26 protein-coding genes are annotated in these 25,055 nt (G+C 69.9%); 20 read left to right on the top strand and 6 right to left on the bottom strand.

The window, feature by feature from the left end; genetic code table 11:
• Window positions 1-85 precede the first annotated feature (85 nt).
• On the top strand, window positions 86-661 hold the full coding sequence (locus ACZ55A_RS22295) for a hypothetical protein (RefSeq protein ID WP_468842678.1): 576 nt from the start codon (window positions 86-88) through the stop codon (window positions 659-661).
• Between the two features lie 45 nt (window positions 662-706).
• Here ACZ55A_RS22295 and ACZ55A_RS22290 read toward each other — a convergent pair whose 3' ends face one another.
• On the bottom strand, window positions 707-1,000 hold the full coding sequence (locus ACZ55A_RS22290) for a ferredoxin (protein ID WP_468842630.1): 294 nt from the start codon (window positions 998-1,000) through the stop codon (window positions 707-709).
• Between the two features lie 249 nt (window positions 1,001-1,249).
• On the opposite strand from ACZ55A_RS22290, the gene arc reads away from it, so the two are divergent.
• The 6 genes from arc (at window position 1,250) to prcA (ending at window position 7,403) form a co-directional block, all read left to right on the top strand.
• Window positions 1,250-3,016, top strand: a complete 1,767-nt coding sequence (gene arc, locus ACZ55A_RS22285; RefSeq protein WP_468842627.1) for a proteasome ATPase — start codon at window positions 1,250-1,252, stop codon at window positions 3,014-3,016.
• Window positions 3,017-3,291: 275 nt separating this feature from the next.
• Window positions 3,292-4,803, top strand: coding sequence for a depupylase/deamidase Dop (gene dop, locus ACZ55A_RS22280; RefSeq protein WP_468842624.1), 1,512 nt, complete (start codon window positions 3,292-3,294; stop codon window positions 4,801-4,803).
• Between the two features lie 189 nt (window positions 4,804-4,992).
• On the top strand, window positions 4,993-5,211 hold the full coding sequence (locus ACZ55A_RS22275; protein WP_006607619.1) for a ubiquitin-like protein Pup: 219 nt from the start codon (window positions 4,993-4,995) through the stop codon (window positions 5,209-5,211).
• A gap of 41 nt (window positions 5,212-5,252) precedes the next feature.
• Window positions 5,253-5,666 carry an endonuclease domain-containing protein gene (locus ACZ55A_RS22270; RefSeq protein WP_468842621.1) on the top strand — a complete coding sequence of 138 codons (414 nt, stop codon included), beginning with the start codon at window positions 5,253-5,255 and terminating at the stop codon, window positions 5,664-5,666.
• On the top strand, window positions 5,618-6,463 hold the full coding sequence (prcB, locus tag ACZ55A_RS22265) for a proteasome subunit beta (protein WP_468842618.1): 846 nt from the start codon (window positions 5,618-5,620) through the stop codon (window positions 6,461-6,463). The genes ACZ55A_RS22270 and prcB overlap by 49 nt, the downstream gene beginning before the upstream one ends.
• Window positions 6,464-6,554: 91 nt before the next feature.
• On the top strand, window positions 6,555-7,403 hold the full coding sequence (gene prcA / locus ACZ55A_RS22260) for a proteasome subunit alpha (RefSeq protein WP_468842616.1): 849 nt from the start codon (window positions 6,555-6,557) through the stop codon (window positions 7,401-7,403).
• Window positions 7,404-7,473: 70 nt separating this feature from the next.
• Here the strand turns inward: prcA and ACZ55A_RS22255 are convergent, their stop codons facing one another.
• The gene (locus ACZ55A_RS22255; protein WP_468842613.1) at window positions 7,474-8,520 is read right to left on the bottom strand and encodes a LacI family DNA-binding transcriptional regulator; all 1,047 of its coding nucleotides are present in this window, start codon (window positions 8,518-8,520) and stop codon (window positions 7,474-7,476) included.
• Between the two features lie 126 nt (window positions 8,521-8,646).
• On the opposite strand from ACZ55A_RS22255, the gene ACZ55A_RS22250 reads away from it, so the two are divergent.
• The 12 genes from ACZ55A_RS22250 (at window position 8,647) to ACZ55A_RS22195 (ending at window position 20,676) form a co-directional block, all read left to right on the top strand.
• The gene (locus tag ACZ55A_RS22250; protein ID WP_468842610.1) at window positions 8,647-9,906 is read left to right on the top strand and encodes an MFS transporter; all 1,260 of its coding nucleotides are present in this window, start codon (window positions 8,647-8,649) and stop codon (window positions 9,904-9,906) included.
• Window positions 9,907-9,915: 9 nt separating this feature from the next.
• Window positions 9,916-11,277, top strand: a complete 1,362-nt coding sequence (gene pafA / locus ACZ55A_RS22245; protein ID WP_468842607.1) for a Pup--protein ligase — start codon at window positions 9,916-9,918, stop codon at window positions 11,275-11,277.
• Window positions 11,278-11,411: 134 nt separating this feature from the next.
• Complete coding sequence (locus tag ACZ55A_RS22240) at window positions 11,412-12,437, top strand: FKBP-type peptidyl-prolyl cis-trans isomerase (protein ID WP_468842604.1); 1,026 nt, start codon at window positions 11,412-11,414, stop codon at window positions 12,435-12,437.
• A 68-nt stretch (window positions 12,438-12,505) separates the two neighbouring features.
• Window positions 12,506-12,880, top strand: a complete 375-nt coding sequence (locus tag ACZ55A_RS22235; RefSeq protein WP_468842601.1) for an FKBP-type peptidyl-prolyl cis-trans isomerase — start codon at window positions 12,506-12,508, stop codon at window positions 12,878-12,880.
• 141 nt (window positions 12,881-13,021) lie between these two features.
• Window positions 13,022-14,056 (top strand): helix-turn-helix transcriptional regulator, encoded by a 1,035-nt coding sequence (locus ACZ55A_RS22230; protein WP_468842598.1) that lies wholly within the window; start codon window positions 13,022-13,024, stop codon window positions 14,054-14,056.
• Between the two features lie 22 nt (window positions 14,057-14,078).
• The gene (locus ACZ55A_RS22225; RefSeq protein ID WP_468842596.1) at window positions 14,079-15,029 is read left to right on the top strand and encodes a helix-turn-helix transcriptional regulator; all 951 of its coding nucleotides are present in this window, start codon (window positions 14,079-14,081) and stop codon (window positions 15,027-15,029) included.
• A gap of 95 nt (window positions 15,030-15,124) precedes the next feature.
• Window positions 15,125-15,370 carry a hypothetical protein gene (locus tag ACZ55A_RS22220; RefSeq protein WP_468842593.1) on the top strand — a complete coding sequence of 82 codons (246 nt, stop codon included), beginning with the start codon at window positions 15,125-15,127 and terminating at the stop codon, window positions 15,368-15,370.
• Window positions 15,371-15,386: 16 nt separating this feature from the next.
• On the top strand, window positions 15,387-15,590 hold the full coding sequence (locus tag ACZ55A_RS22215; protein WP_468842590.1) for a hypothetical protein: 204 nt from the start codon (window positions 15,387-15,389) through the stop codon (window positions 15,588-15,590).
• Window positions 15,591-15,831: 241 nt separating this feature from the next.
• Entirely contained in the window at window positions 15,832-16,131 is a 300-nt protein-coding gene (gene tatA, locus ACZ55A_RS22210; RefSeq protein ID WP_468842587.1) for a Sec-independent protein translocase subunit TatA, read from the top strand.
• Between the two features lie 61 nt (window positions 16,132-16,192).
• Window positions 16,193-17,158: a twin-arginine translocase subunit TatC gene (gene tatC / locus ACZ55A_RS22205; protein WP_468842584.1), complete on the top strand. Its 966-nt coding sequence runs from the start codon at window positions 16,193-16,195 to the stop codon at window positions 17,156-17,158.
• 177 nt (window positions 17,159-17,335) lie between these two features.
• On the top strand, window positions 17,336-20,152 hold the full coding sequence (locus ACZ55A_RS22200; protein WP_468842581.1) for a DEAD/DEAH box helicase: 2,817 nt from the start codon (window positions 17,336-17,338) through the stop codon (window positions 20,150-20,152).
• Window positions 20,153-20,319: 167 nt separating this feature from the next.
• Window positions 20,320-20,676 (top strand): L-rhamnose mutarotase, encoded by a 357-nt coding sequence (locus ACZ55A_RS22195; protein ID WP_468842579.1) that lies wholly within the window; start codon window positions 20,320-20,322, stop codon window positions 20,674-20,676.
• A 30-nt stretch (window positions 20,677-20,706) separates the two neighbouring features.
• On the opposite strand, the gene ACZ55A_RS22190 is transcribed toward ACZ55A_RS22195, so the two are convergent.
• Both ACZ55A_RS22190 and ACZ55A_RS22185 read right to left on the bottom strand, forming a co-directional pair.
• Window positions 20,707-21,198, bottom strand: a complete 492-nt coding sequence (locus ACZ55A_RS22190; RefSeq protein WP_468842576.1) for an ABA4-like family protein — start codon at window positions 21,196-21,198, stop codon at window positions 20,707-20,709.
• Window positions 21,195-22,121, bottom strand: a complete 927-nt coding sequence (locus ACZ55A_RS22185) for a hypothetical protein (protein ID WP_468842675.1) — start codon at window positions 22,119-22,121, stop codon at window positions 21,195-21,197. Before ACZ55A_RS22185 ends, ACZ55A_RS22190 begins: the two co-directional genes overlap by 4 nt.
• A 191-nt stretch (window positions 22,122-22,312) precedes the next feature.
• Between ACZ55A_RS22185 and ACZ55A_RS22180 the strand changes: the two genes are divergently transcribed.
• On the top strand, window positions 22,313-22,951 hold the full coding sequence (locus ACZ55A_RS22180) for a MerR family transcriptional regulator (protein ID WP_468842573.1): 639 nt from the start codon (window positions 22,313-22,315) through the stop codon (window positions 22,949-22,951).
• Window positions 22,952-23,044: 93 nt separating this feature from the next.
• Here ACZ55A_RS22180 and ACZ55A_RS22175 read toward each other — a convergent pair whose 3' ends face one another.
• Together ACZ55A_RS22175 and ACZ55A_RS22170 are read right to left on the bottom strand one after the other, a co-directional pair.
• Window positions 23,045-23,902: a siderophore-interacting protein gene (locus tag ACZ55A_RS22175; protein ID WP_468842570.1), complete on the bottom strand. Its 858-nt coding sequence runs from the start codon at window positions 23,900-23,902 to the stop codon at window positions 23,045-23,047.
• 46 nt (window positions 23,903-23,948) lie between these two features.
• Window positions 23,949-24,863, bottom strand: coding sequence for a 5'-3' exonuclease (locus ACZ55A_RS22170; RefSeq protein ID WP_468842672.1), 915 nt, complete (start codon window positions 24,861-24,863; stop codon window positions 23,949-23,951).
• Window positions 24,864-25,055: the final 192 nt, after the last annotated feature.

Below are 25,055 nucleotides of genomic sequence, written 5' to 3'. Positions count from 1 at the left end.
GGTTCCTTGGCGCCCGCTCCTGTGGAACGATGCTGGGCACTCCCACCGGCACAGCACTTCACAGGAGTTACCCCGCGTGCAGCCCATGGCAGGCCAGGACCTTTTGCACACCCAGCCGCGCCCCATGCACTGGCTCGCCACCGCCACCGCCATCTCGGCGGTCGTCGCGGCCGCGTCCATCGTCCAGCCCCCCGATGCCACCGCCACGACCTCTCACGACGCCAGCACCGCCCGCCACCCCGCAGCCGCCCCCGACCCCGCGAAGGTGGCCTTTCCGGTCGACTGCGGCCCCAACCGCCTCGACGTGGTGAAGAAGGCCTCCGGCGACCTCGACGGCGACGGGACGACCGAGACCGTCGCGGTGGTCCGCTGCCACAGCGAGACGGGCACTCCGCCCAGCGGCGTCTACGTCCTCGCGCCGGCCACGGACGGCAAGGCGGCACCGCGGATCGTGGCGACACTCCTCGCACCCGCGCAGCAGCTGAGCGTCCGGAAGCTCGCCGTCAGCGACGGCGTGATCTCCGCGGGGCTCCTGGGCTACTCCGACCTCGACGTACCGCGCTGCTGCCCCGACGTGCGCAAGGACACCAAGTGGCAATGGAAGGGCGGGAAGTTCGTCCAGAGCGAACTCCCCGCCGCCATGAGCACCGAGCGTGTCTGAGGGGTCACCGGATGTGCCCGGTGGGAGCTTTCCGCTCCCTGGGGACTACTCCGCGTCCGGGCCGTAGACCTCGACGAGGTCGCTGACGCGGCGGACGTGGATGCAGTCCCCCGGGCACTCCTTCGCGGAGTCCCGTACGTCATTGAGCAGCTTCAGCGGGACGGGCGTTGTGGCCCCCTTGTCCTGGAGCAGCTCGTCATCGGTGCTCTTCACATAGGCCAGACCGTCGATGTCCAGCTCGAAGACCTCCGGCGCGTACTGCGCACAGATGCCGTCCCCGGTGCAGAGATCCTGGTCGATCCAGACTTCCAGCTCCGGGGTTTCGTCCTGTGCGGTCATCTCGCCTGCCGTTCCTGCGTACGTGAACCGTTTTTGTCTAAGTGGCGCCAGCCCTGACGGGTGTTGACCGAGTCGACGATACAACCGCTCGCTTTCCGATGTTGTTGGGTGGGTATTCCCTTGGCGTGAGGACGTGCGCAAGGGTGAAGATCGGACACACCCCGACAGTCTTTTCGATCTAGGGGTTTCAACCTGCACCGGCCCAGGTAGGGTCAGGAAGCGTCCAGCTCCTTGGAGGAGGTGAGGACCGTGGCAGCCCACGACGACGACATCAACCGCGGCATCCGGCCGGGGCGGGGGTCTGAAGATCCCGCCGGCCAGGTTGCCTATCTCGAGCAGGAGATCGCCGTCCTGCGACGCAAGCTCGCCGACTCTCCGCGTCACACGAGGATTCTCGAAGAGCGGATCGTCGAGCTGCAGACCAACCTGGCCGGCGTCTCGGCGCAGAACGAGCGTCTCGCCAATACTCTCCGCGAGGCCCGCGACCAGATTGTCGCCCTCAAAGAAGAGGTCGACCGGCTCGCCCAGCCGCCGGCCGGCTTCGGCGTCTTCCTGCACGCGAACGAGGACGGCACGGTCGACATTTTCACCGGAGGCAGAAAACTCCGGGTCAATGTCAGCCCGAGCGTGGAGCCCGAGGACCTCAGGCGCGGCCAAGAGGTCATGCTCAATGAAGCGCTCAATGTGGTCGAGGCCATGAAGTTCGAGAGGGCCGGGGACATCGTCACCCTCAAGGAGATCCTTGAGGACGGCGAGCGCGCCCTGGTGATCGGGCACACCGACGAGGAACGGGTGGTGAGGCTCGCCGAGCCGCTGCTGGACACCACCATCCGCCCCGGCGACGCCCTGCTTCTCGAGCCCCGCTCCGGCTACGTCTACGAAGTCATTCCGAAGAGCGAGGTCGAGGAGCTCGTCCTCGAAGAGGTCCCGGACATCGACTACACCAAGATCGGCGGTCTGGGCGGCCAGATCGAACTGATCCGGGACGCGGTCGAGCTTCCGTACCTCTACCCCGACCTCTTCAAGGAGCACGAACTCCGCCCGCCCAAGGGTGTTTTGCTCTACGGCCCGCCCGGCTGCGGCAAGACGCTCATCGCCAAGGCGGTCGCCAACTCCCTTGCCAAGAAGGTCGCCGAGGTGACCGGGCAGCCCGCGGGGAAGAGCTTCTTCCTCAACATCAAGGGCCCCGAGCTGCTCAACAAGTACGTCGGTGAGACGGAGCGGCACATCCGGCTGGTCTTCCAGCGGGCCAGGGAGAAGGCCAGCGAGGGCACGCCCGTCATCGTCTTCTTCGACGAGATGGACTCCCTCTTCCGCACCCGGGGATCCGGCGTCAGCTCGGACGTGGAGAACACCATCGTCCCCCAGCTGCTCTCCGAGATCGACGGCGTCGAGGGCCTCGAGAACGTGATCGTGATCGGCGCCTCGAACCGCGAGGACATGATCGACCCCGCGATCCTGCGCCCGGGCCGCCTCGACGTCAAGATCAAGATCGAGCGTCCGGACGCGGAGGCCGCCAAGGACATCTTCTCGAAGTACCTCACGGAAAAACTTCCGCTGCACTCCGACGACCTCGCCGAACACGGCGACTCGCGCAAGGCCGCGGTCAGCGGAATGATTCAGTCCGTCGTGGAGCAGATGTACGCGGAATCCGAGGAGAACCGCTTCCTGGAGGTCACCTACGCCAATGGCGACAAGGAAGTCCTCTACTTCAAGGATTTCAACTCCGGTGCGATGATCGAAAACATCGTAGGACGCGCAAAGAAGATGGCCATCAAGGCCTTCCTCGAACACAATCAGAAAGGTCTGCGGGTCTCCCACCTCCTGCAGGCGTGCGTGGACGAGTTCAAGGAGAACGAGGACCTGCCCAACACCACCAACCCGGACGACTGGGCCCGGATCTCCGGAAAGAAGGGCGAGCGGATCGTCTACATCCGCACCTTGGTCACCGGAAAGCAGGGCGCCGACACCGGCCGTTCCATCGACACGGTGGCGAATACCGGCCAATACCTGTAACACCGCTCTCCGGCTGCGGATGTCCTGCACGGGGCGTCCGCAGCCGGACGCTTTTCCGGGAGCGCCGCCGGGGCTCCCAAAAGAGCGCGAGGTATCAGGGAAAACCGGACTGGAGCAATGACTGTAATGATCTCCACAGCGCCGCAAAGGCGTTCTAGGCTCTTCGGTACCGCTGCGTCACGCTGTGCGGGCGTGGGGCACGCACACGGACCGGAAGCGAAGCGGTACTTGAGCGCCGACCCCCGCCGGGGGCGCCGCCGGGCAAGGAGGGCCGCATGACCGTACGGCGAGTAATGGGAATCGAGACGGAGTACGGGATCTCCGTCCCGGGCCACCCGAACGCCAATGCCATGCTCACCTCATCCCAGGTCGTCAACGCCTACGCGGCCGCGATGCACCGGGCACGCCGTGCCCGCTGGGATTTCGAGGAGGAGAACCCGCTGCGGGACGCCCGCGGCTTCGACCTCGCACGGGAGAACGCCGACGCCAGCCAGCTCACGGACGAGGACATCGGCCTGGCCAATGTGATCCTCACCAACGGCGCCAGGCTCTACGTCGACCATGCACACCCGGAATACAGCGCTCCCGAGGTCACCAACCCCCGCGATGCCGTCCTGTGGGACAAGGCCGGCGAGCGGATCATGGCCGAGGCCGCCGAGCGGGCCGCCCAGGTCCCCGGCGCCCAGCCCATCCACCTCTACAAGAACAACACCGACAACAAGGGCGCCTCCTACGGCACGCACGAGAACTACCTGATGAAGCGGGAGACCCCGTTTTCGGACATCGTGCGGCATCTGACGCCGTTCTTCGTCTCCCGCCAGGTGATCACCGGCGCCGGCCGGGTCGGTATCGGCCAGGACGGCCATGAGCACGGCTTCCAGCTCAGCCAGCGCGCCGATTACTTCGAGGTGGAGGTCGGCCTGGAGACGACCCTCAAGCGGCCCATCATCAACACCCGCGACGAACCGCACGCGGACGCGGAGAAGTACCGCCGGCTCCATGTGATCATCGGCGACGCCAACCTCTCCGAGATCTCCACGTACCTCAAGCTGGGCACCACGTCCCTGGTGCTCTCCATGATCGAGGACGGCTTCATCGCCGTCGACCTCGCCGTCGACCAGCCGGTACGCGCCCTCCACCAGGTCTCGCACGACCCCGGCCTGAAGCATCTGATCACGCTCCGCAGCGGCCGCACACTCACCGCCGTACAGCTCCAGATGGAGTACTTCGAGCTGGCCCGCAAGTACGTCGAGGACCGTTACGGAGCGGATGCGGACGAGCAGACCAAGGACGTCCTGACCAGGTGGGAGGACGTGCTCGGCCGGCTGGAGAACGACCCGATGAGCCTGTCAGGGGAGCTGGACTGGGTCGCCAAGCGTGAGCTCATGGAGGGCTACCGGCGCCGGGACGGCCTGGACTGGGACGCGGCCCGGCTCCACCTCATCGACCTCCAGTACGCCGACGTACGCCCCGAGAAGGGCCTGTACAACCGTCTGGCGGCCCGCGGCAAGATGAAGCGCCTCCTGGACGAGCCCGACGTCCAGCGGGCCCAGCAGAAGCCTCCAGAGGACACCAGGGCGTACTTCCGCGGCCGCTGCCTGGAGCAGTACGCGGACGATGTCGCCGCCGCCTCGTGGGATTCGGTCATTTTCGACCTGCCCGGGCGTGACTCCCTGCAACGGGTCCCCACCCTGGAGCCGCTGCGCGGGACCCGTAAGCACGTCAAGGAGCTCCTGGACCGCTGCCGTACCGCAGAAGAGCTGGTGAGGACGCTTTCCGGGCGCTGACCCACGGCAGGTCCACGACAGATTTCCTCGGAGATCACAGCCGATCCGCGGCTGAAATTGCCGCGGTGCGGGAATCATCGTGGTGACTCCCGGGCGTTGGAGGAAGAGCAGGGCCGATGTCGGACCCTGCTTGTAGGGTCGGATCTTGAAGGTCACATCGAGCGGGGCGAACCGAGCGGGGTGAGGGATATGGCGACCAAGGACAGCGGCGGCGGACAGGCCAAGGCCACGCGTTCCACGGAAGAGGTCGAGGAGCAGACACAGGACGCGCAGGCCTCGGAAGACCTCAAGGAACGCCAGGAGAAGTTGTCGGACGACGTGGACTCCGTCCTGGACGAGATCGACGATGTCCTGGAGGAGAACGCCGAGGACTTCGTGCGGTCCTTCGTCCAAAAGGGCGGGCAGTAAGCGCCTTTTTGCCTTCGAATCGAAGGTGCGGGGGAGGGCGTGTGGAGGAGCAGAGCGATGCGAAGCGCTGCGTGCGGTGTGGTGAGGAGAAGCCGCACGTGGCGTTCGCCCGCCAGCGGTTGAACCGTGAGGGTCTGCCGCGGCACTGCCGGGAGCGTGCGGCTCACCGTCACCGCATGCGCCAGCGCCACCACGGCCTCGGCGAAGCCGGCCGCGACGCGCTGACCAAGGAACGGCACCGGATGCGCGTGATCTGCCGGGAAGCCGACTCCGTGCATGTGGATCACGGCCACGAGACGGGTAAGGTCCGAGGCGTACTGTGCTTCAGTTGCAACGCAGCCTTGGGTCAATTCAAGGATCGGCCGGACGTCTTGAGGCGGGCGGCCGAGTATCTGGAAGGAAACGTGTGGAAGCCAATACTCGAAGCACCGGGCGTCTACCAGCTGCCTTCCTGACGCCTGGATCCTCGTCGTTCATGGACTTTCTCGGGGCGCACTCGCCTGATCTGCTGCCGGGCAACCGCCCGCTGCCGCCGGTGCAGGGGGCCATCGAGGCGCCGCACGGCACGACGATCGTGGGCGCGACGTTCGCCGGCGGGGTGGTCCTCGCCGGTGACCGGCGGGCGACGATGGGCAATGTCATCGCGCAGCGCGACATCGAGAAGGTTTTCCCGGCCGACGAGTACAGCGCGGTCGGTATCGCCGGCACCGCCGGGCTCGCCGTCGAGATGGTCAAGCTCTTCCAGCTGGAGCTGGAGCATTTCGAGAAGGTCGAAGGCGCTCAACTCTCCCTGGAGGGCAAGGCGAACCGGCTCTCGACGATGATTCGCAGCAATCTCGGGATGGCCATGCAGGGCCTGGCCGTGGTGCCGCTCTTCGCGGGCTACGACCTCGACCGCGAGAAGGGCCGGATCTTCTCGTACGACGTGACCGGCGGGCGCTCGGAGGAGCAGGGCTTCGCGGCGACCGGCTCCGGCTCGGTGTTCGCGCGCAGCGCGCTGAAGAAGCTCTACCAGGAGGACTTCACGGAGAATCAGGCCGCCACCGCGGTGGTCCAGGCGCTCTACGACGCCGCTGACGACGACTCGGCGACCGGGGGGCCCGACATGGCGCGGCGGATCTACCCGATCGTCACGGTGATCACGGACGAGGGCTATCGGAGGCTGGCCGACTCCGAGGTCTCGGAGATCGCCCGGGCGGTCCACGAGCGCCGCCTCGAACAGCCCGACGGCCCGCGTGCCGCGCTGCTCTGACGGGACGGAAGTTCCGCAGTGCTCCCCCGGAGACCGCTGGGGGCGCCCCCAGCCAGTGAGAGAGCTTTTGACAGGAAGGGACGGATAGCCGGTGTCGACGCCGTTCTATGTCTCACCCCAGCAGGCCATGGCCGACCGCGCCGAGTACGCCCGCAAGGGCATCGCGCGCGGCCGCAGCGTCGTGGTGTTGCAGTACATCGACGGCGTGGTCTTCGTCGCCGAGAATCCTTCCCGCGCCCTGCACAAGGTCAGCGAGATCTATGACCGGATCGCCTTTGCGGCGGTCGGCAAGTACAACGAGTTCGAGAATCTGCGGATCGGTGGCGTGCGCTACGCCGATCTGCGGGGTTACACCTACGACCGCGAGGACGTGACCGCGCGCGGCCTCGCGAACGTCTACGCCCAGACGCTCGGCACGATCTTCTCCAGCGCGGCCGAGAAGCCGTACGAGGTCGAGCTGATCGTCGCCGAGGTCGGCAGCGCCCCGGAGGACGACCAGATCTACCGGCTGCCGCACGACGGGTCGATCGTCGACGAGCACGGCTCGGTGGCCGTCGGTGGCAATGCGGACCAGATCAGCAGCTACCTCGACCAGCGCCACCGCGACGGGATGACGCTGTCCGAGGCGCTGAAGCTGGCCATGGAGTCGCTGTCGCGGGACACCAACGGCAGTGAGCGCACGCTGACCGCCGAGCAGCTGGAGGTGGCGACGCTGGACCGTACGCGGCCTCAGCAGCGCAAGTTCAAGCGAATCCTGGGCCGTCAGCTGTCCCGGCTGCTGGAGGAGAGCGGCGAGGCCGGTGCCGAAAAGCCGGCGGCGGACGCGGATTCCGGCGGCGCCGGCGAGGAGTCCGGCACTTCGGCGGACAAGGGGGCCAAGGGCTCCGGCGGTAAGGGAGCCAAGGACGAGGGCGGCTCCGAAGGGGAGCCTCTGCTCTGACGTACCGCTGTCGGGCCGGCTGTCCCGATCGCGCCCCGGTGGGTCATCGCCCGCCGGGGCGCGCGGCGTTTCAGGCTCCGTCCGGGGGCGGGGCGGTGGAGCCGCGGGTGACCAGCTCCACGGGCAGGGTGGGGGAGGGGGCGGGGCGCCCGTCGAGCGCGGCCATCAGGGCCCGCATCCCGGCCTCGCCGAACTCCTCGGCAGGCAGCCGTACGGTCGTCAGCTCCGGCTCGACGGCGACGGCGAGCGCGAGGTCGTCGAATCCGGTGACCGAGACGTCCTCGGGGACCCGCAGGCCCAGGCGGCGTACGGCCTTGCAGGCGCCCGCGGCGATGATGTCGTCGTCGCAGAGCAGGGCGGTGGGACGGGGGCCGGGGGCGGTGAGGGCGGCGTGGGCGGCGCGCAGCCCGGCGTCGACGCCGAGGGCGGCGGCCTGCCGGCGCAGCTGTGTGCCGGGGACCGCGGCGAGGGATTCGGTGACGGCGCGGGCGCGGACGTCGAAGGTCCAGGACTGCACCTCGGCCGCGAGGTGGGTGATGCGGCGGTGGCCGAGCGCGGTCAGATGGGCGGTCAACTGCCGTACGCCGTCGGCGATATCGAGGTTGACGGTGGCGGTGGCCCGGTCGTCGTGGGGGTCGCTGTCGAGCATCACCAGTGGCAGGCCGGTGTCGCGGAGGGCGGTGAGGGCTTCGGCGGCCATGGAGGAGGCGATCACTCCGTCGAGGGTGGTCGCGGCGGAGTCGAACGGGTCGCGGGCCGGGCCGATGCCTTCGGGGGAGGGGTAGAGGACGACGCCGAAGCCGTGGTCGGCGGCGACCCGCGCCGCGCCCGTATAGACCCGTGCGAAGAACTCGGTGGTCAGGGCGGGGACGACGAGCAGTGCGGTGCGGGTGCGGCCCATGCGCAGGCTGCGCGCGGCGAGGTTGGGGCGGTAGCCCAGTTCGCGGGCGGCGGCGCGGACCGCGTCGGCCTTGCCGGGGGAGACCCGGCCGCGCCATTTGTCGCCCAGGACGAGGGAGACCGCGGCCTGGGAGACGCCGGCGGCGCGGGCCACGTCCCGGCTGGTGGTCCGGGTGGCGGCCTGGTGGCCGGGTGCTGTGGCCTCGTTGCTGGTCACCGGGTGTTCCGCTCCTCGTTTCGGCCGTGCGGGGTGGACCCGCGGCTGCAGCCATGATACGTATAACGGCGAGCGTTATACGTAAAACTTCGGGGCGGAACGAGACCACGGACGGAAGGGGCACGGATGGCCGCGGGATATGCGGAGCTGCTCAGGACCCGGCATGCGGCCCGGCTGCTGATGGGGACCCTGGTCGGCAGGCTGCCGAACGCCACCGCTTCGCTGGCCATCGTGCTCTTCGTACGGGCCGAGGGCGGCAGCTATGTGCTCGCCGGCGCGCTCACCGCGGTCTACGGCGTCTGCACGGCGATCGGCCAGCCGCTGCTCGGCCGGGCCGTGGACCTCTACGGCCAGCCGCGGGTGATGCTGCCCGCCGCGGTGCTCTCCGCGCTCGGGATGGCGCTGCTGGCGGCCGTCGGCCTTGAGGTGCTGTGGCTGGCGTACGTGGCCATGGTGATCGCCGGTTTCTTCACCCCGCCCCTGGAGGGCGGGCTGCGGGCGCTGTGGCCGGGGGTCCTCAAACGGGCGGACCGGGTGCACGCCGCCTATGCGCTGGACGCGGTCGCGCAGGAGGTCATGTTCGCGGTCGGTCCGTTGCTGGTGACGCTGGGTGTGGCGGCCTGGTCGGCGGGGGCGGCGCTGCTGGTGATCAATGTGGCCGGGGTGCTGGGCGCGCTCTCCGTAGTGGTCTCGCCGCCGTCGCGGACATGGCGCAGCGGGCCGCGGGAGGCGCACTGGCTGGGTGCGCTGCGCTCGGCCGGGCTGCTGGTGCTGCTCGGGGCGTTCTTCTTCGTCGGACTGGCGCTGGGGTCGATCGCGGTCGCGGCGGTGGCGTACGCCGATGTGCACGGGGGCGGGATGGTCTCCAGCTATCTGCTCTCCGCGCTCGGCGCCGGGGCGCTCGTCGGTGGTCTGGTCTACGGGGCCCGCGAATGGCCGGGGCGGCCGGAGGGCCGGCTGCGGCTGCTGGTGGGGATGCTGGCGCTGGGGTATCTGCCGCTGGCGCTGGCGCCCGGGGTGGCCGGGATGACGGTGCTGTCGGGGGTTGCCGGGGTCTTTCTGGCGCCGTCGCTGGCCTGTGCGTTCGTGGTGGTGGACCGGCATGCGCCCAAGGGCACGGTGACGGAGGCGTTTTCGTGGCTGGTGACGACGTTCGGCGTCGGCGCGTCGGTGGGTTCGTCGGTGGCGGGCCCGGCGGTGGAGGGCGGCGGTGCGGCGGCGGGGTTCGCGGTGGCCGGTGCGAGTGGTCTCGCCGCGCTGCTCGTCCTTTTGTCGACGAAGCGATTTCTCGGTGAGCCCGTGCGGCGTACGGCCGAGGCGGCCACGGCGGAAAATGATCGAAACGGGGCGGTCGAACCCGGTTTCAGAGCAGGCCGTCAGGCGTAATGTTCAGTCATGGACCGCCGCATTTTCGGGCTGGAGAACGAGTACGGCGTCACGTGCACGTTCAGGGGACAGCGCCGACTGTCGCCTGACGAAGTGGCGCGGTACCTCTTCCGCCGTGTCGTGTCATGGGGCCGCAGCAGCAATGTCTTCCTGCGGAACGGCGCCCGCCTGTACTTGGACGTGGGTTCGCACCCGGAATACGCAACTCCCGAGTGCGACAACGTGACCGAGCTGGTCACCCATGACAAGGCCGGTGAGCGCATTCTCGAGGGCCTGCTCGTCGACGCCGAGCGCCGCCTGCATGAGGAGGGAATCGCGGGCGACGTCTACCTCTTCAAGAACAACACCGATTCGGCGGGAAACTCCTACGGCTGCCACGAGAATTATCTCGTCGCCCGTCATGGTGAGTTCTCCCGGCTCGCGGACATCCTCATTCCGTTTCTCGTCACCCGTCAGCTGCTGTGCGGCGCGGGAAAGGTGCTCCAGACGCCGCGCGGCGCCGTCTACTGCGTCAGCCAGCGCGCGGAGCACATCTGGGAGGGCGTCTCCTCGGCGACCACCCGCTCCCGCCCGATCATCAATACCCGCGACGAACCGCATGCGGACGCCGAGCGCTACCGCCGGCTGCACGTCATCGTCGGTGACTCCAACATGTCCGAGACGACGATGATGCTCAAGGTCGGTGCCACGGACCTCGTTCTGCGCATGATCGAGGCGGGCACGGTCATGCGCGATCTCACGCTGGAGAACCCGATCCGGGCCATCCGTGAGGTGAGCCATGACATCACCGGCCAGCGCAAGGTGCGGCTGGCCAGCGGCCGGGAGGCCTCGGCGCTGGAGGTCCAGCAGGAGTACTACGAAAAGGCCGTGGATTTCTGCGAACGCCGCGGAATCCGTACGGGTCTGGTCGAGCGGGTCCTGGAACTGTGGGGCCGTACGCTGGAGGCGATCCGCGACGAGGAGCTGGACCGGATCTCGACCGAGATCGACTGGGTGATGAAACATCAGCTCATCGAGCGGTATCGCACAAAGAACAACATCACCATGTCCCACCCACGAGTGGCGCAGATAGACCTGGCGTACCACGACATTCACCGTCGCAGGGGGCTCTATTACCTCCTGGAGCGCAAGGGCCAAGCGGCGCGGATCTGCAACGACTTGAAGATCTTCGAGGGCAAGTCGGTGCCGCCGCAGACCACTCGGGCCCGGCTGCGCGGTGACTTCATCCGCCGTGCTCAGGAGCAGCGCCGTGATTTCACGGTCGACTGGGTACACCTCAAACTCAATGACCAGGCGCAGCGCACGGTCCTGTGCAAGGACCCGTTCCGTTCGGTGGACGACCGGGTGGAGAAGCTGATCGCCGGGATGTGACCCGCGGGGAATGCGGAGGTGTGCCGGGGGCGCGAGCTCCCGGCACATCGCTGTGTTGTGCCGGGAGTGGTCCATGGGGACAGGTCGTAGAGTGGCGGGCATTGCCCACCACCCCACGAGCCCGAGTTGGACTGATGCTGAATCTCTCCGGGGCACGAACCCCGCACCCCCACTCGTTCCCGAAGCACGCCCGCCGCGCCGCCGCCGCTGCGCTGACCGTGCCCCTGCTGCTGTTCACCGCCGCATGCGGGTCCGACGACGGCAAGGGCTCGTCGGACGAGGCCGTCGTCAAGGTCGAGGGCAAGGCGGGCGCGAAGCCCAAGATCACGGTGCCCAAGGACGCCAAGCCGTCCGACACGGCGGTCACCAAGACCCTCATCAAGGGGGACGGCGCGGTCGTCAAGAAGGGTGATCTGGTCCGGCTGGACTTCTCGGCGCAGACGATGAAGGGCCAGAACCTCGGCAGCAGCTGGACGCCGCAGCCCGGCGCCAAGCCGGGGGGCCCGCGCACCCAGGTCGTCAGCGAGGTCTCCGACCAGCCGACGCAGCAGATGCTGCCGCCGAAGGTGATGTCCGCGGTGGCCGGGCAGAAGGTCGGCAGCCGCTTCGAGGTCGAGGGCACCGCCAAGGCGCTCATCGGCCCCGGTCTGAACCCGCAGTCCGGTATCAAGCCGGGCGACGGCCTGGTGTGGGTCGTCGACGTGGTCGGCGCGCAGAAGGTCGACAAGAAGGCGAAGTCCGAGGGCACCCAGGCCGACGCGGAGAGCGGCATGCCCGAGGTGAAGGCCGTGGACGAGAAGGCCGCGACGATCACCGTCCCCAAGGGCGAGAAGGCCCCCACGGGCCTCAAGGAGCAGGTCCTGATCAAGGGCAAGGGCCGTGAGGTCAAGGCCGGTGACGGGCTGATCGCGCAGTACACCGGTGTGAAGTGGGAGGACGGCAAGAAGTTCGACTCCTCCTGGGACCACGGTGGCGCGACCGCGTTCCAGATCGGCACCGGCCAGGTCGTCCAGGGCTGGGACAAGGCGCTGGTCGGCAAGCACGTCGGTGACCGGGTGGAGATCGTGATCCCGCCGAAGCTGGCGTACGGCGCGAGTCCGCAGCACGAGCTGGCGAAGAACACCCTGGTCTTCTCGGTCGACATCGTCGGCACGGTCTGACGGCTGGACCTGCAAGATCTGCGAGACTGGCCCGGTAATCGTAAAGATTCGTAAGTAGGAGCACATCCGTGAGCATCGACAAGCCCGAGATCGACTTTCCTGAGGGCCCGGCTCCCACCGAGCTCGAGATCGTGGACCTGAAGGAGGGCGACGGGCCGGTCGCCAAGGCCGGGGACACCGTCTCCGTCCACTACGTCGGCGTGGCCTTCAGCACCGGCGAGGAGTTCGACGCGAGCTGGAACCGCGGCAAGCCGCTCCAGTTCCAGCTGGGCGCCGGCCAGGTCATCGCAGGCTGGGACCAGGGTGTGCAGGGCATGAAGGTCGGCGGCCGCCGCCGGCTGACCATCCCCGCGCACCTCGCCTACGGCGACCGCGGCGCGGGCGGCGGCCGGATCGCCCCGGGCGAGACGCTGATCTTCGTCTGCGACCTGGTCTCCGTCTGAGACTCCTGCCGGCGCCGGCCCCGGCCGGCCGGTGATGTACGTCTGAGGGCCCATGCCTCGCTCGGCATGGGCCCTCGGCTTTTACCCGGGGCACCGCGAGCGGTACGGTCACGATCGGGAGTTCAACGAGAAAGGGCGTCGATGGCCATTGCCAAGGCCGAGCGGCTGATGAACCTGGCGCTGTGCCTGCTGGGGACGCGACGCCCGCTGACCAAGCGTGAGCTCAGGTCGTCGATCGAGGCCTACCTCGAGGCCTTCGGGCCGGGGTACGCGTCCTCCGGGCCGGGAAGCGCGGCCTCCGGGGCGGGACATGGCGCGGCGAGCTCGGACGAGTCCTTCAACCGCATGTTCGAGCGGGACAAGGACGATCTGCGCGAGCTCGGGCTGGTCATCGAGACCGTCGAGGGCATCGAGGGCGACGTGGGCTACCTCGCCCGCCGGGACAGCAACCGGCTGCCCCCGATCACCCTGGACGCCGCGGAGGCCGCCGCCCTCGGGCTGGCCGCCAAGATCTGGCAGCAGGCCCGGCTGGCCGGTGCCGCCAGCGGCGCGTTGCAGAAGCTCCGCGCTGCCGGGATGCCGCTGGCCGAGGACGGTGCGGACTACGACGCCGGGCAGCCGCACAGCGCCCTCGAACCGCGTATCCCCGCCCACGAAGCGGCCTTCGAGCCGCTGATGCTGGCCTGCCGCGACCGCCGTCCGGTCGTCTTCGACTACCGCAAGTCCACCGCGGCGCACCCCGAGCAGCGGCATGTCGAACCGTGGATCCTGGAGTGCTGGCGCGGCCACTGGTACCTGGCCGGCTGGGACCGCGACCGCAAGGCCGAGCGGGTCTTCCGGCTCTCCCGGATCACCGGCAAGGTCCGTTCCCGGCAAGGGAAGTTCACCGCGCCGGTGCCCGATCACGTCACCGTCCGCGAGACCGTCGAGAGCTGGGCCGGGGAGACCGCCACCGGCACCGCCCGGATCAAACTCCGGGCCGAGCACGGCTATCCGCTGCGGGCCCGGGCGCTCACCGTCCGGGACCTGGGCGACGGCTGGGACGAGCTGGAGATCCCCAACGGCCACGGACTGGACGCCTGGCTCGTGGAGTTCGGGCCCGATGTGGTCGTACTGGAACCCGCCGAGCTGCGCGCCGATGTCATCGACCGGCTGCGCGCCGTGGCCAAGGGCTGAGAGGGACGGGACACCAACTCCTATGGCTACGAACGCGATCGACCAGACCCGCCGGATGCTGTCCCTGGTGACGTATCTGCGCGAACGCCCCGGTGCCCGCGTCAGCGATGTCGCCCGCGCCTTCGGCATCACCGAGGACGAGCTCATCGCCGACCTCGACGTCCTGCCGATGTGCGGGACGAGCTTCCGCGGCGGCGACCTGCTCGACATCGACACCGACGGCGACCGCATCTGGTGGCACAACCCCGACGATGTCGCCGAGCCGCTGCGGCTGGCCGCCGACGAGGCGACCGCCCTGCTGGTCGCGGCCCGCGCGGTGGCCACCCTGCCCGGGCTGCGCGAGGGCGACCGGCAGGCGCTGCTGCGGGCCACCGCCAAGCTGGAGGCGGCGGCCGGCGAGGTGGCCGGTGCCAGCGCCCGGCTCTCGGTCACGTTCGAGTCCGAGGGCGGGGTCTTCGCGGACGTCGACCGCGCGATCGCCGAGCGGCGCCGGCTGTGGCTGCGCTACTACTCACCGGCCCGCGACGAGCTGACCGAGCGCGAGGTGGATCCGATCCGGCTCTTCGCCGTCGGCCACACCTACATGGAGGCCTGGTGCCGGCTCTCGGAGGCCCGGCGCACCTTCCGCCTCGACCGGGTCGCCGAGATCAAGCTGCTCGACGCGCCCTCCGACCCGCCGCCGGTCGAGCTGCGGGACCTGTCGGAGGGCCTGGTGCAGCCGGCCGCCGAGGACCCCGAGGTGTCCGTCGAGGTCGGTCCTGGCGGCCGCTGGGTCGCCGAGTACTACCCGCACGACAGCGCCGAGGAGCTGCCGGACGGCGGGCTGCGCATCACCCTGCGCACCCCCGACCCGGCCTCGCTGCGGCGGCTGGCGCTGCGGCTGGGCCGGGACGGCCGGATCGTGGCGCCGCAGGCGCTCGCGGACAGTGCACGGCGCGCCGCCGAGCAGGCGCTCGCGGCGTACGGCGAGTGAGCGCGGCGCACCGGGTACCGCGCGGGGCGCCCTGTTGACCGTAGGAGCGTTCAGGTAGGGGGAAGACCACAGGCAGCAGGAGGAGGCAGCGAAGGATGACGACCAGGATGGCGGGCGTGAGCACTCCGGTGCTCTTCAAGGCGGCCTGCCCGGACTGCCGGGGCCGCTTCGAGCTGGCCTCGGACGCCTTCCGGCTGGCGATCGGCGCCAGCAGCCGCACCACCTTCTACTCCTTCACCTGCCCGGAGTGCCGTCGTGCGGTGCGCAAACCGGCCGGCGAGCGGATCATCGAGCTGCTCACCGGCGGCGGGGTGCGCACGCTGCGGCTGCACACGGGCTGACCGGTAGGCTCGCCGCATGCTCTGGCCCATGATCGCAATCGCCCTCGGCTTCCTCGGCCTCGCCGTGCTCGGCATCCTCGCCGTCCGCGTCTTCGTCGAGGTGCGGCGGCTGGCCCGCCAGGTCGGTGCGACATCGGAGCGGATCCAGCGGGCGGCGCAGGATCTGGAGAGGGCCGCCGTTCCGCTGGCCTCGCGGATGCACGAGGCCGGCCGGGACTGACCCCGTGGAGGGGGCCTCCGGGATGTTGCCGCAGGCGGCGGCGCCCTGCTGCCGCGCCCGTCGGAGAGGTAGGCTGCATGCGCGGTTCAGACAGCGCGGCGGTCGGGGCAATCGGGAGTACGCAAGGGGATTGCCCGGCGTTCACCACCGAACGTTACGATCGATTCAGCACCAGGACGCCAGTCCGACCCCATCGGCAGGCACCACAGCAGACGCCGCCCCGGCGAGAAGGTAGTCGCACATGCTCAGCAACCTGAGGGCCCCCGAGATCATCCTGATCCTCGTTGTCATTGTGCTGCTGTTCGGCGCGAAGAAGCTTCCGGACATGGCGCGTTCGCTCGGCAAGTCCGCTCGTATCCTCAAGAGCGAGGCCAAGGCGATGAAGAAGGACGGCGACGCGGAGGGCGGTGCCCAGGCCGGCACGGCGTCCGAGGCTCCCGCCGACGCCCAGCAGGCTCCTCGTACGATCCAGGCGGCTCCCGGTGATGTGAGCAGCTCGCGCCCCGTGGCCGAGCCGAACCACACCACCAAGCAGGGCTGACCGAACCGATCCAGTCACCCCGCCCGGCCGGGAACGCTGACGCACGAGACGAGGAAGTGGGTTGCTCAAGTCTGCCCGCAAGCAGGAAAAGGACCCCGAGGGGCGGATGCCGCTCGCGGCGCATCTGCGTGAGCTGCGCAACCGGCTGCTGAAGTCGGTGCTGGCGATCGGTGTGGTCACCGTCATCGCGATGTGGCAGTACGACGCGATCGCCCACTTCATCACGGGCCCGGTGATCGACGCGGTGGGCTGCCCCCGCGGTGCCTCGGCCGTCGGCGGACGTACCCACCCGTGCGCACAGGTCACCGCCAACGGCCTGCTGGCACCGTTCACCATCCTGCTCAAGCTGTCCCTCACCACCGGCGTGGTCGCGGCGAGCCCGGTCTGGCTCTACCAGCTCTGGGCCTTCCTCGCGCCGGGTCTGCACCGGCACGAGAAGAAGTACGCACTGAGCTTTGTCGCCGCCGGTGTGCCGCTCTTCCTCGGCGGCGCCTACCTCGCCTACGCGGTGCTGCCCACCACGGCGGGTGCGCTGGTCGGACTGACCCCCGACGACTGGGCCAACTTCTTCCCGGCCGATGAGTTCTTCGACATCGTCACGCGCATGGTCGTGGTCTTCGGCCTCGCCTTCGAGCTGCCGCTGCTGCTGGTGCTGCTCAACTTCGGCGGGGTGCTCACCGGTGGCCGGATCCTGAGCTGGTGGCGGTTCATGGTGCTGGGCATCACGGTCTTCGCGGCGGTCGCCACCCCGACCGGTGACCCGATGACCATGGGGCTGCTGGCCGCACCGATCGTGGTGCTGTACTTCGGTGCCGTCGGGATCTGCCTGCTCAACGACCGCCGCCGGGTACGGCGCAATCCGGATGCGGCGCTGAGCGATGACGAGGCCTCGGCGCTGGATCTGACGCCCACGGACGTCGGGCAGATCGAGCCGGTGTCGTCCGGGCGGATGCTGCCGGAGCAGGCGAGCGGTGAGAGCGGCGACGGCGGGGCGCATGGCCGCGGTGGCTATGACGACGTGACGTAACGGCCCCTGACGTGCTGTGACGGCCCCGTGCTCGATGAGCCGGGGCCGTTGGCGTACGCGGGGGCCTGCTCCGGCGCCGTTCGCGGGGGTTGTCCCGGGCGGCGGGCGGCCGCTCGGTAAAGGGCCGCCATAAAGATCGGGTCGTTGTCAGAGGTGGCCGGTAGGCTCGTAAGCACGATGACCGAGGACATGTCCCCTGCTGAGCGCTATGCCGCCGCCAAGCTCCGGGCGGCCGAGCAGGCCACCGCACTCGCCCCTTTCCGAGAGATGTACGACTTCGATCTGGATCCGTTCCAGGTCGAGGCGTGCCGTGCCCTGGAGACCGGTAAGGGTGTGCTGGTCGCGGCTCCCACCGGATCCGGCAAGACGATCGTCGGCGAGTTCGCCGTCCACCTGGCCCTGGAGCAGGGCCGCAAATGCTTCTACACCACGCCGATCAAGGCGCTCTCCAACCAGAAGTACCAGGATCTGGTCAAGCGTTACGGTGCCGGCAAGGTCGGTCTGCTGACCGGCGACAACAGCGTCAACTCCGAGGCGCCGGTGATCGTGATGACCACCGAAGTGCTGCGGAACATGCTGTATGCGGGGTCGCAGTCGCTGGTCGGCCTCGGCTATGTGGTCATGGACGAGGTGCACTACCTCTCCGACCGTTTCCGCGGCGCCGTCTGGGAAGAGGTGATCATCCACCTCCCCGAGTCGGTGACGCTGGTGTCACTGTCGGCGACGGTCTCCAACGCCGAGGAGTTCGGCGACTGGCTGGACACGGTCCGGGGCGACACCGAAGTGATCGTCTCCGAGCACCGCCCGGTGCCGCTGTGGCAGCACGTCCTCGCCGGCCGCCGGATATATGACCTCTTCGAGGAGCGGGACGGCCAGAGCGGGGGCCGCCGTGAGGTCAACCCGGATCTGGAGCGGCTGGCCCGCATGGAGAACAGCCGGCCGACGTTCGGCCGGGACAAACGGCGCGGCCGCACCATGCGCGAGGCGGACCGCGAGCGGGAGCGGCGCCAGCGGGCGCGGGTCTGGACGCCGAGCCGGCCCGAGGTGATCGACCGCCTCGACAACGAGGGCCTGCTCCCCGCGATCACCTTCATCTTCAGCCGGGCCGCCTGCGAGGCCGCCGTCCAGCAGTGCCTGTATTCGGGGCTGCGGCTCAACGACCAGGAGGGCCGTGAGCAGGTCCGCCGCATAGTCGAGGCGCGGACGGCCGGTATCCCGGACGACGACCTCCATGTGCTGGGCTACTACGAGTGGTTGGAGGGCCTGGAGCGAGGTATCGCCGCGCACCACGCCGGCATGCTGCCGACGTTCAAGGAGGTCGTCGAGGAACTGTTCGTCAAGGGGCTGGTCAAGGCCGTCTTCGCCACCGAGACGCTGGCGCTGGGCATCAACATGCCGGCGCGGTCGGTGGTGCTGGAGAAGCTCGTGAAGTGGAACGGCGAGCAGCACGCCGACATCACCCCTGGCGAGTACACCCAGTTGACGGGCCGGGCGGGGCGCCGTGGCATCGACATCGAGGGCCATGCGGTGGTGCTGTGGCAGCGCGGGATGAACCCGGGCGCGCTGGCCGGGCTCGCCGGGACGCGGACGTATCCGCTGCGCTCGTCGTTCAAGCCGTCGTACAACATGGCGGTCAACCTCGTCTCGCAGTTCGGCCGGCACCGTTCGCGGGAGCTGCTGGAGATGTCGTTCGCGCAGTTCCAGGCCGACAAGTCGGTGGTCGGGATCTCCCGGCAGGTGCAGAAGAACGAAGAGGGACTGGCGGGTTACCGCGGTTCGATGACCTGCCACCTCGGCGACTTCGAGGAGTACTCCCGGCTGCGGCGGGAGTTGAAGGACCGGGAGACGGAGCTGGCCAAGCAGGGCGCGGCGCAGCGGCGGGTGGCGGCCGCGGCGGCGCTGGAGAAGCTCAAGCCCGGCGATGTCATCCATGTGCCGACCGGCAAGTACGCGGGTCTGGCGCTGGTCCTCGACCCCGGCACACCGCCGGGGCGGACGAACGGCCACCGCGGTTTCGACGCCCAGGACGGCCCGCGCCCGCTGGTGCTGACCGCCGAACGGCAGGTCAAGCGGCTGGCCTCGATGGACTTCCCGGTGCCGGTCACGGCGCTGGACCGGATGCGGATCCCCAAGTCCTTCAACGCCCGCAGTCCGCAGTCGCGCCGCGATCTGGCGTCCGCGCTGCGTACGAAGGCCGGGCATCTGGTGCCGTCGCGGCACCGTAAGCCCCGTTCGGCGGCGGCCGACGACCGGGAGATCTCCCGGCTGCGGACGGCGCTCCGCGCGCACCCCTGCCATGGCTGCGCCGAGCGTGAGGACCACGCCCGCTGGGCGGAGCGCTACCACCGACTGCTGCGCGACACCCGGCAGTTGGAGCGCCGGATCGAGGGCCGGACGAACACCATCGCCCGCACCTTCGACCGGATCTGTGCGCTGCTGACGGAGCTGGACTACCTCGAAGGTGACACGGTCACCGACGAGGGCCGCCGGCTGGCCCGGCTCTACGGAGAGCTGGATCTGCTGGCGAGCGAGTGCCTGCGCGAGGGCGTCTGGGAGGGCCTGGGCCCCGCGGAGCTGGCGGCCTGCGCCTCGGCGCTGGTGTACGAGGCGCGGCAGGCGGACGACGCGGTGGCGCCCAAGCTGCCGACCGGCAAGGCCCGGGACGCGCTGGGGGAGATGGTCCGTATCTGGGGCCGGCTGGACGCCCTGGAGGAGGACCACAAGATCAATCAGGCAGAGGGTGTCGGCCAGCGTGAGCCGGACCTCGGCTTCGCCTGGGCCGCGTACCGCTGGGCCTCCGGCTTCGGCCTCGACGAGGTGCTGCGCGAGGCGGAGATGCCCGCCGGTGACTTCGTCCGCTGGTGCAAGCAACTCGTCGATGTCCTCGGCCAGATCGCGGCCGCCGCCCCGCCCGGCGGCACGGTGGCGAAGGCCGCCCGCCGGGCGATGGACGGGGTGCTGCGCGGCGTGGTGGCGTACTCCTCGGTCGGCTGAGCGGCACCTGCCGCGCCGGCCCGTGCCGCACGACGGCGCCGCGCCCCCGCCGTACGGGGGCGCGGCGCCGGTCACTGCCCGGACCGGCCGGCCGGGTGCACGGGCGGGCACATCATCGGCCGGGTGCCCGGGTGTTGCGGGCCCGCCGGCTGGTGCAGGATGAGTCCATGGGTGCGGACAACGGCGAACAGGCGGCTCCGGTACGGCGTTTCGGCAAGCTCATCCGGCTGCGGCCGGAACACCGCGAGGAGTATCTGCGGCTGCATGCCCAGGTCTGGCCGGAGGTGCTGGCGACGATCACCGCCTGCAACCTCCGTAACTACTCGATCTTCCTCCAGGGCGATCTGCTGTTCTCCTACGTCGAGTACACCGGCGACGACTACGCCGCCGACATGGCCAAGATGGCCGCCGACCCGGTCACCCAGGAGTGGTGGCGGCTCACCGACCCCTGCCAGGAACAGACGGAGGGGGCGGTGCCGGGGGAGTGGTGGACGCCGATGCGGGAGGTCTTCCACCGCGACTAGCGGTGTCCTGGCGCGGCCCCCTGGTGTGGTTCACGGGACCGGTGTCGCCGGTGAGGCGGTCGCCTCGGCCCCGGCCGGGCGGGTGTTCGGCGTGCGGTGGCCGCGGAGGCGTACGGCCGCGCGGAGGGCGAGGAAGAGCAGTACGCCGATGGGGGAGAGCAGCACGGTCAGTACCAGCAGCGGGGCCATCACCAGGGGATGGATACCCAGGGCGCGGGCCTCGCGGTACATCCACTGGCCCAGGAAGAGGTCCCATGCGATCACCTGCGCCCAGATCGCCCCGGCCCCGCCGCCGAGCCGCAGCAACTCCTGGAAGCCCGCCAGGTCGGGCCGGCTGACCGCCGCCCACAGCTGCGGGAACACCGGGACGACCAGGGCGAGATAGACCACGAGGACCGGCACCATCGGCAGCGGTGAGGCGGCGATCCGGTCGGTCCAGCGCCATCCGGGGGCCAGGATCAGCAGCGCCCAGACGGGCGCCGCGAGCAGAAAGGCGAGATCGAAGAGGGTGGAGGTGGTCATGGCGTGAACTCCGGTGCGGGGGTGGGGGACGGGGTGGCGTGGCCGTCGTGGGGAGCGGCGTCGGTGGGGCGGCGGAGGGCCGCGTAGGTGGCGAGGGCGGTGGCCGTCAGGAGGGCACCCAGCGCGCCCAGCGTCGCCCCGTCCGGGTGGCTCAGCGCCTGGCCGCGCAGCGCCTGCCAGGTCACCAGTGCCAGCAGCGCGGCGGTGAACCCGGCCGCGACCAGCACCAGATGCAGCCGTACCCGCTCGTCGCGCAGCCGGCGGAACCGCCCGGCCAGCGCCTCGATCGCGTACAGGAACAGCGGCAGTGCCTGGAGGGCGTGCATACCGACGAAGTGCGGGATGCGCAGATCGCCGCCGGTGGTGTTCCAGCCGGTCAGCGGCATGGACGGCCCGCCGTCGGGGACGCCGACGCTGTGTGCGCCGACCGCGGTACGCAGCGCGCCCGCCGCTTCCTGCTCCGGGGTCGGCAGCACCATCAGCCCGCCGAGCAGCAGTCCGGCCAGGGCGAGCAGGGCGCCGAGCCGGATCGCCCAGGTGGTGGCCCGGTCGCCCAGGCGGGCCCGGAAGAGCAGGAGGGCGATGACAAGAGTGGCGGTCCACAGGACCACGATGGTGAGCCCCATGGTGGCGAACAGGCCCTGGTCCAGCGGGGTTTCGAGGTTGAAGTGGCTGCGCCGGCCGCGGATCGTCTGCCCGGTGATGATGGCCATCTCGATGACGCCGGCCGCCACGACGGTGTGTGCGGCCCAGTCGCCGATCCGGCTCGGCGCCGGGCGCCGGGAGAGCATCCAGGCGAGCGTCAGCCCGTAGGCGGTGAACGACAGCGCGAACTTCAACGGCTTGAACCAGATCGGTGCCCCGACCAGCACCCGGTCGTCGACGATCAGGCCGACCGCCGCGACGACCGCGAGCGCGGCCATCGCCCAGGAGAAGACGAGCAGCGAACGGTATCTGGACATACGGATCCCCCAGCAGAATGGATAGTGACGCTCTCCGCTATCTGATAGCTGGACTATCTATGATGGGGGCTGGATTGGCAAGGCCGGGAGTGTGCGGGATGCCCGGGGAGTGCGGTGCCGGGGCGAGGTCCCGGCGCGGGAAAGGGCGGCAGATGCGCATCGGGGAGCTGAGTCGTGCGACGGGAGTCGCGATCCCGACGATCAAGTACTACGTCCGGGAGGGGCTGTTGCCCGCGGGCCGGCTGACCAGCCCCAACCAGGCCAGCTATGACGACGGGCACGTCCGCAGACTGCGGCTGATCCGTGCGCTGATGGACGTCGGCGGGCTCTCGGTCTCGGCGGTGCGTGAGGTGCTGACCGCCGTCGATTCACCGGAGGAGTCGGTGCACAACGTTCTCGGGACGGCGCAGCTTGCGCTCACTCCGTCGCCGGGTGCCACCCCGGACGGGATGGCGGAGGCGCGCGAGACGGTCGCGGAGCTGATCCGGAAGCGTGGCTGGCTGGTCGACAAGGAGAACCCGGCCGCCGAGGTACTGGCCGTCGCGTTGGCCACGTTCCGGGGCGTCGGCCAGGGCGAGTTCGAGGAGATCCTGGACGACTACGCCGACGCCTGTGAGCGGGTGGCGGCCGCCGATCTCGGCTGGGTGGGCCGCAATGCGGAGGTCTGCGGCCTGGTGGAGAGCGTCGTGGTGGGGACCGTCCTGGGGGACACGGTCCTGATGGCGATGCGACGGCTGGCGCATGTCGATGCGTCGGCCCGCCGCTACGAGGAGGGCGCGGGGGACGCGTGAGCCGCCGGTTCGCCGGCCGGGGCCTACGGGCTCCAGCCGGCGACGCGGCGGGCCGGAGAGTGCGGGTCCGGCCGCCGCGTCGGTGACCTGTCGTCAGGAAGTGGCCGCCGCTGCCGGCTCCTGCTCGGCCTCGACCTGCTGGTTCCACTCGCGCTTGCCGGCCTGCCAGCCGTCCTCGTCATGGCCGGTGCGCCAGTAGCCGGAGATGGAGAGGGACTCGCGGGGGATCTCCCGCTCGACCCGCAGAAGGCGGCGGAGCTCCTTGACGAAGCCGGCCTCGCCGTGCACGAAGGCCTGGACCCGGCCGGCCGGGAAGTCCAACGCCCGTACCGCGGCGACCAGTTCGCGGCCCACCGGGGCGGCGCCGCGGTAGAGCCAGGTGATCTCGGCGCCCTCGGGCGCGTCCAGCTCCTGGCGCTCCTCCGGGCCGGCCACCTCGACAAAGGCGTGGACCGGTGTGCCGGCGGGCATCCGGGCCAGGGAGGCGGCGATGGCCGGCAGTGCGCTCTCGTCGCCGGCCAGGAGGTGCCAGTCGGCACCGGCTTCGGGGACGTATGCGCCGCCGGGGCCGAGCAGGTATATCTCCTCGCCCGGCCTCGCGGCGGCCGCCCAAGGTCCGGCCAGGCCCTCGTCGCCGTGCACCACGAAGTCCACGGTCAGCTCGCGGGCCGCGGCGTCCCAGGAGCGGACGGTGTACGTACGGGTCCGGGGCCACCGGTTGCGCGGGAACTCGGCGCGGATCTGCGCGATGTCGAACGGCTCGGGGTACTCCACGCCGGGCAGCGGAAAGACCAGCTTGACGTAGTGGTCGGAGTACTCGCCCGCGGTGAACTCCGCCAGCCCCGCACCGCCCAGCACCACGCGGACCATGTGCGGGGTGAGCTGCTCGGTGCGCTGCACCCGGGCCCGGTGCAGGGCGGGCTTCTTGCGGGACGGACGCTCTGCTGCCACGGCGGTCTCCCCTGAGATATTTATTAGGTATACCTAACCTAACAGGTCATCGGCCGAGCGTGACGAGCAGGCGGTGCAATGCGCCACCGAGGCCCCAGCGCGTGGCAAGTGCCTCCAGGCGCTCGGGGTCGGCCGGTTGGGTGGGCAGGGTGAGGTCGAGGTCGGGGACGGCGACGTCGGTGGCCACCTTGACGACCTTCGGGGCGACCTCGACGTACGGGCGCGCGTCCAGCAGGCGCTGCCGCTGTGCGGGGGTCACCTTCGAGGCGGGGTCCTCGGCGGCGGCCATGATGCCCGCCAGATTCCCGTAGGTGGCCAGCAGCTTGGCGGCGGTCTTCTCGCCGATCCCGGGCACGCCGGGCAGCCCGTCGCTGGGATCGCCGCGCAGCAGCGCCAGATCGGCGTAGCCGGGGCCGTCCACCCCGTACTTCTCGCGCAGCAGCGCCTCGTCGGTGATCTGGAGGGTGCCGACGCCCTTGAGCGGGTACAGGATGCGGATCCCGCGCCGGTCGTCGATGAGCTGGTAGAGGTCGCGGTCGCCGGTGACGATGTCCACCGGGCCCTTCGCCCGCGCGGCCAGGGTGCCGATGATGTCGTCGGCCTCGTATCCGGCCGCGCCGATACGGGCGATGCCGAGTGCGTCCAGGACCTCCTCGATGACCGGAACCTGTGGGGTGAGGGTGTCGGGGATCTCCTCCACGTCCGGCTCCGCGGAGTCGGCCGGGGCCTCCTCGGCCACCCGGTGCGCCTTGTAGGAGGGGATCAGGTCGACCCGCCACTGGGGGCGCCAGTCGAAGTCCATACAGGCGACCAGCTCGTCGGGGTGGTGGTCCTGGACGAGCCGGGCGATGAAGTCCAGCAGACCGCGTACCGCGTTGACCGGTGTGCCGTCCGGGGCTCTGACCGATTCCGGTACCCCGAAATAGGCGCGGAAGTAGAGGGAGGCGGTGTCGAGGAGCATCAGGCGTCGTGTCACACCTCGCATGATGCCGTATGCCCCATACGTCACACCGATGTGATCCGGAACACCGTCGTGTTTGAGCCGCATAAAGGCGGGCAGGTGCGGAGCCGGAGTGGACCCGGTGCGAATTCAACTTTTCCATCGGTAAAAGGCGGGCCGAATCCGTCCCGCTCCACGACCTGCCGGCGGGGG

The organism is Streptomyces sp. NPDC034111 (assembly GCF_055575375.1).
Note: the sequence above shows the minus strand (reverse complement) of the source record. Positions and strands in the feature narration are given on the sequence as shown.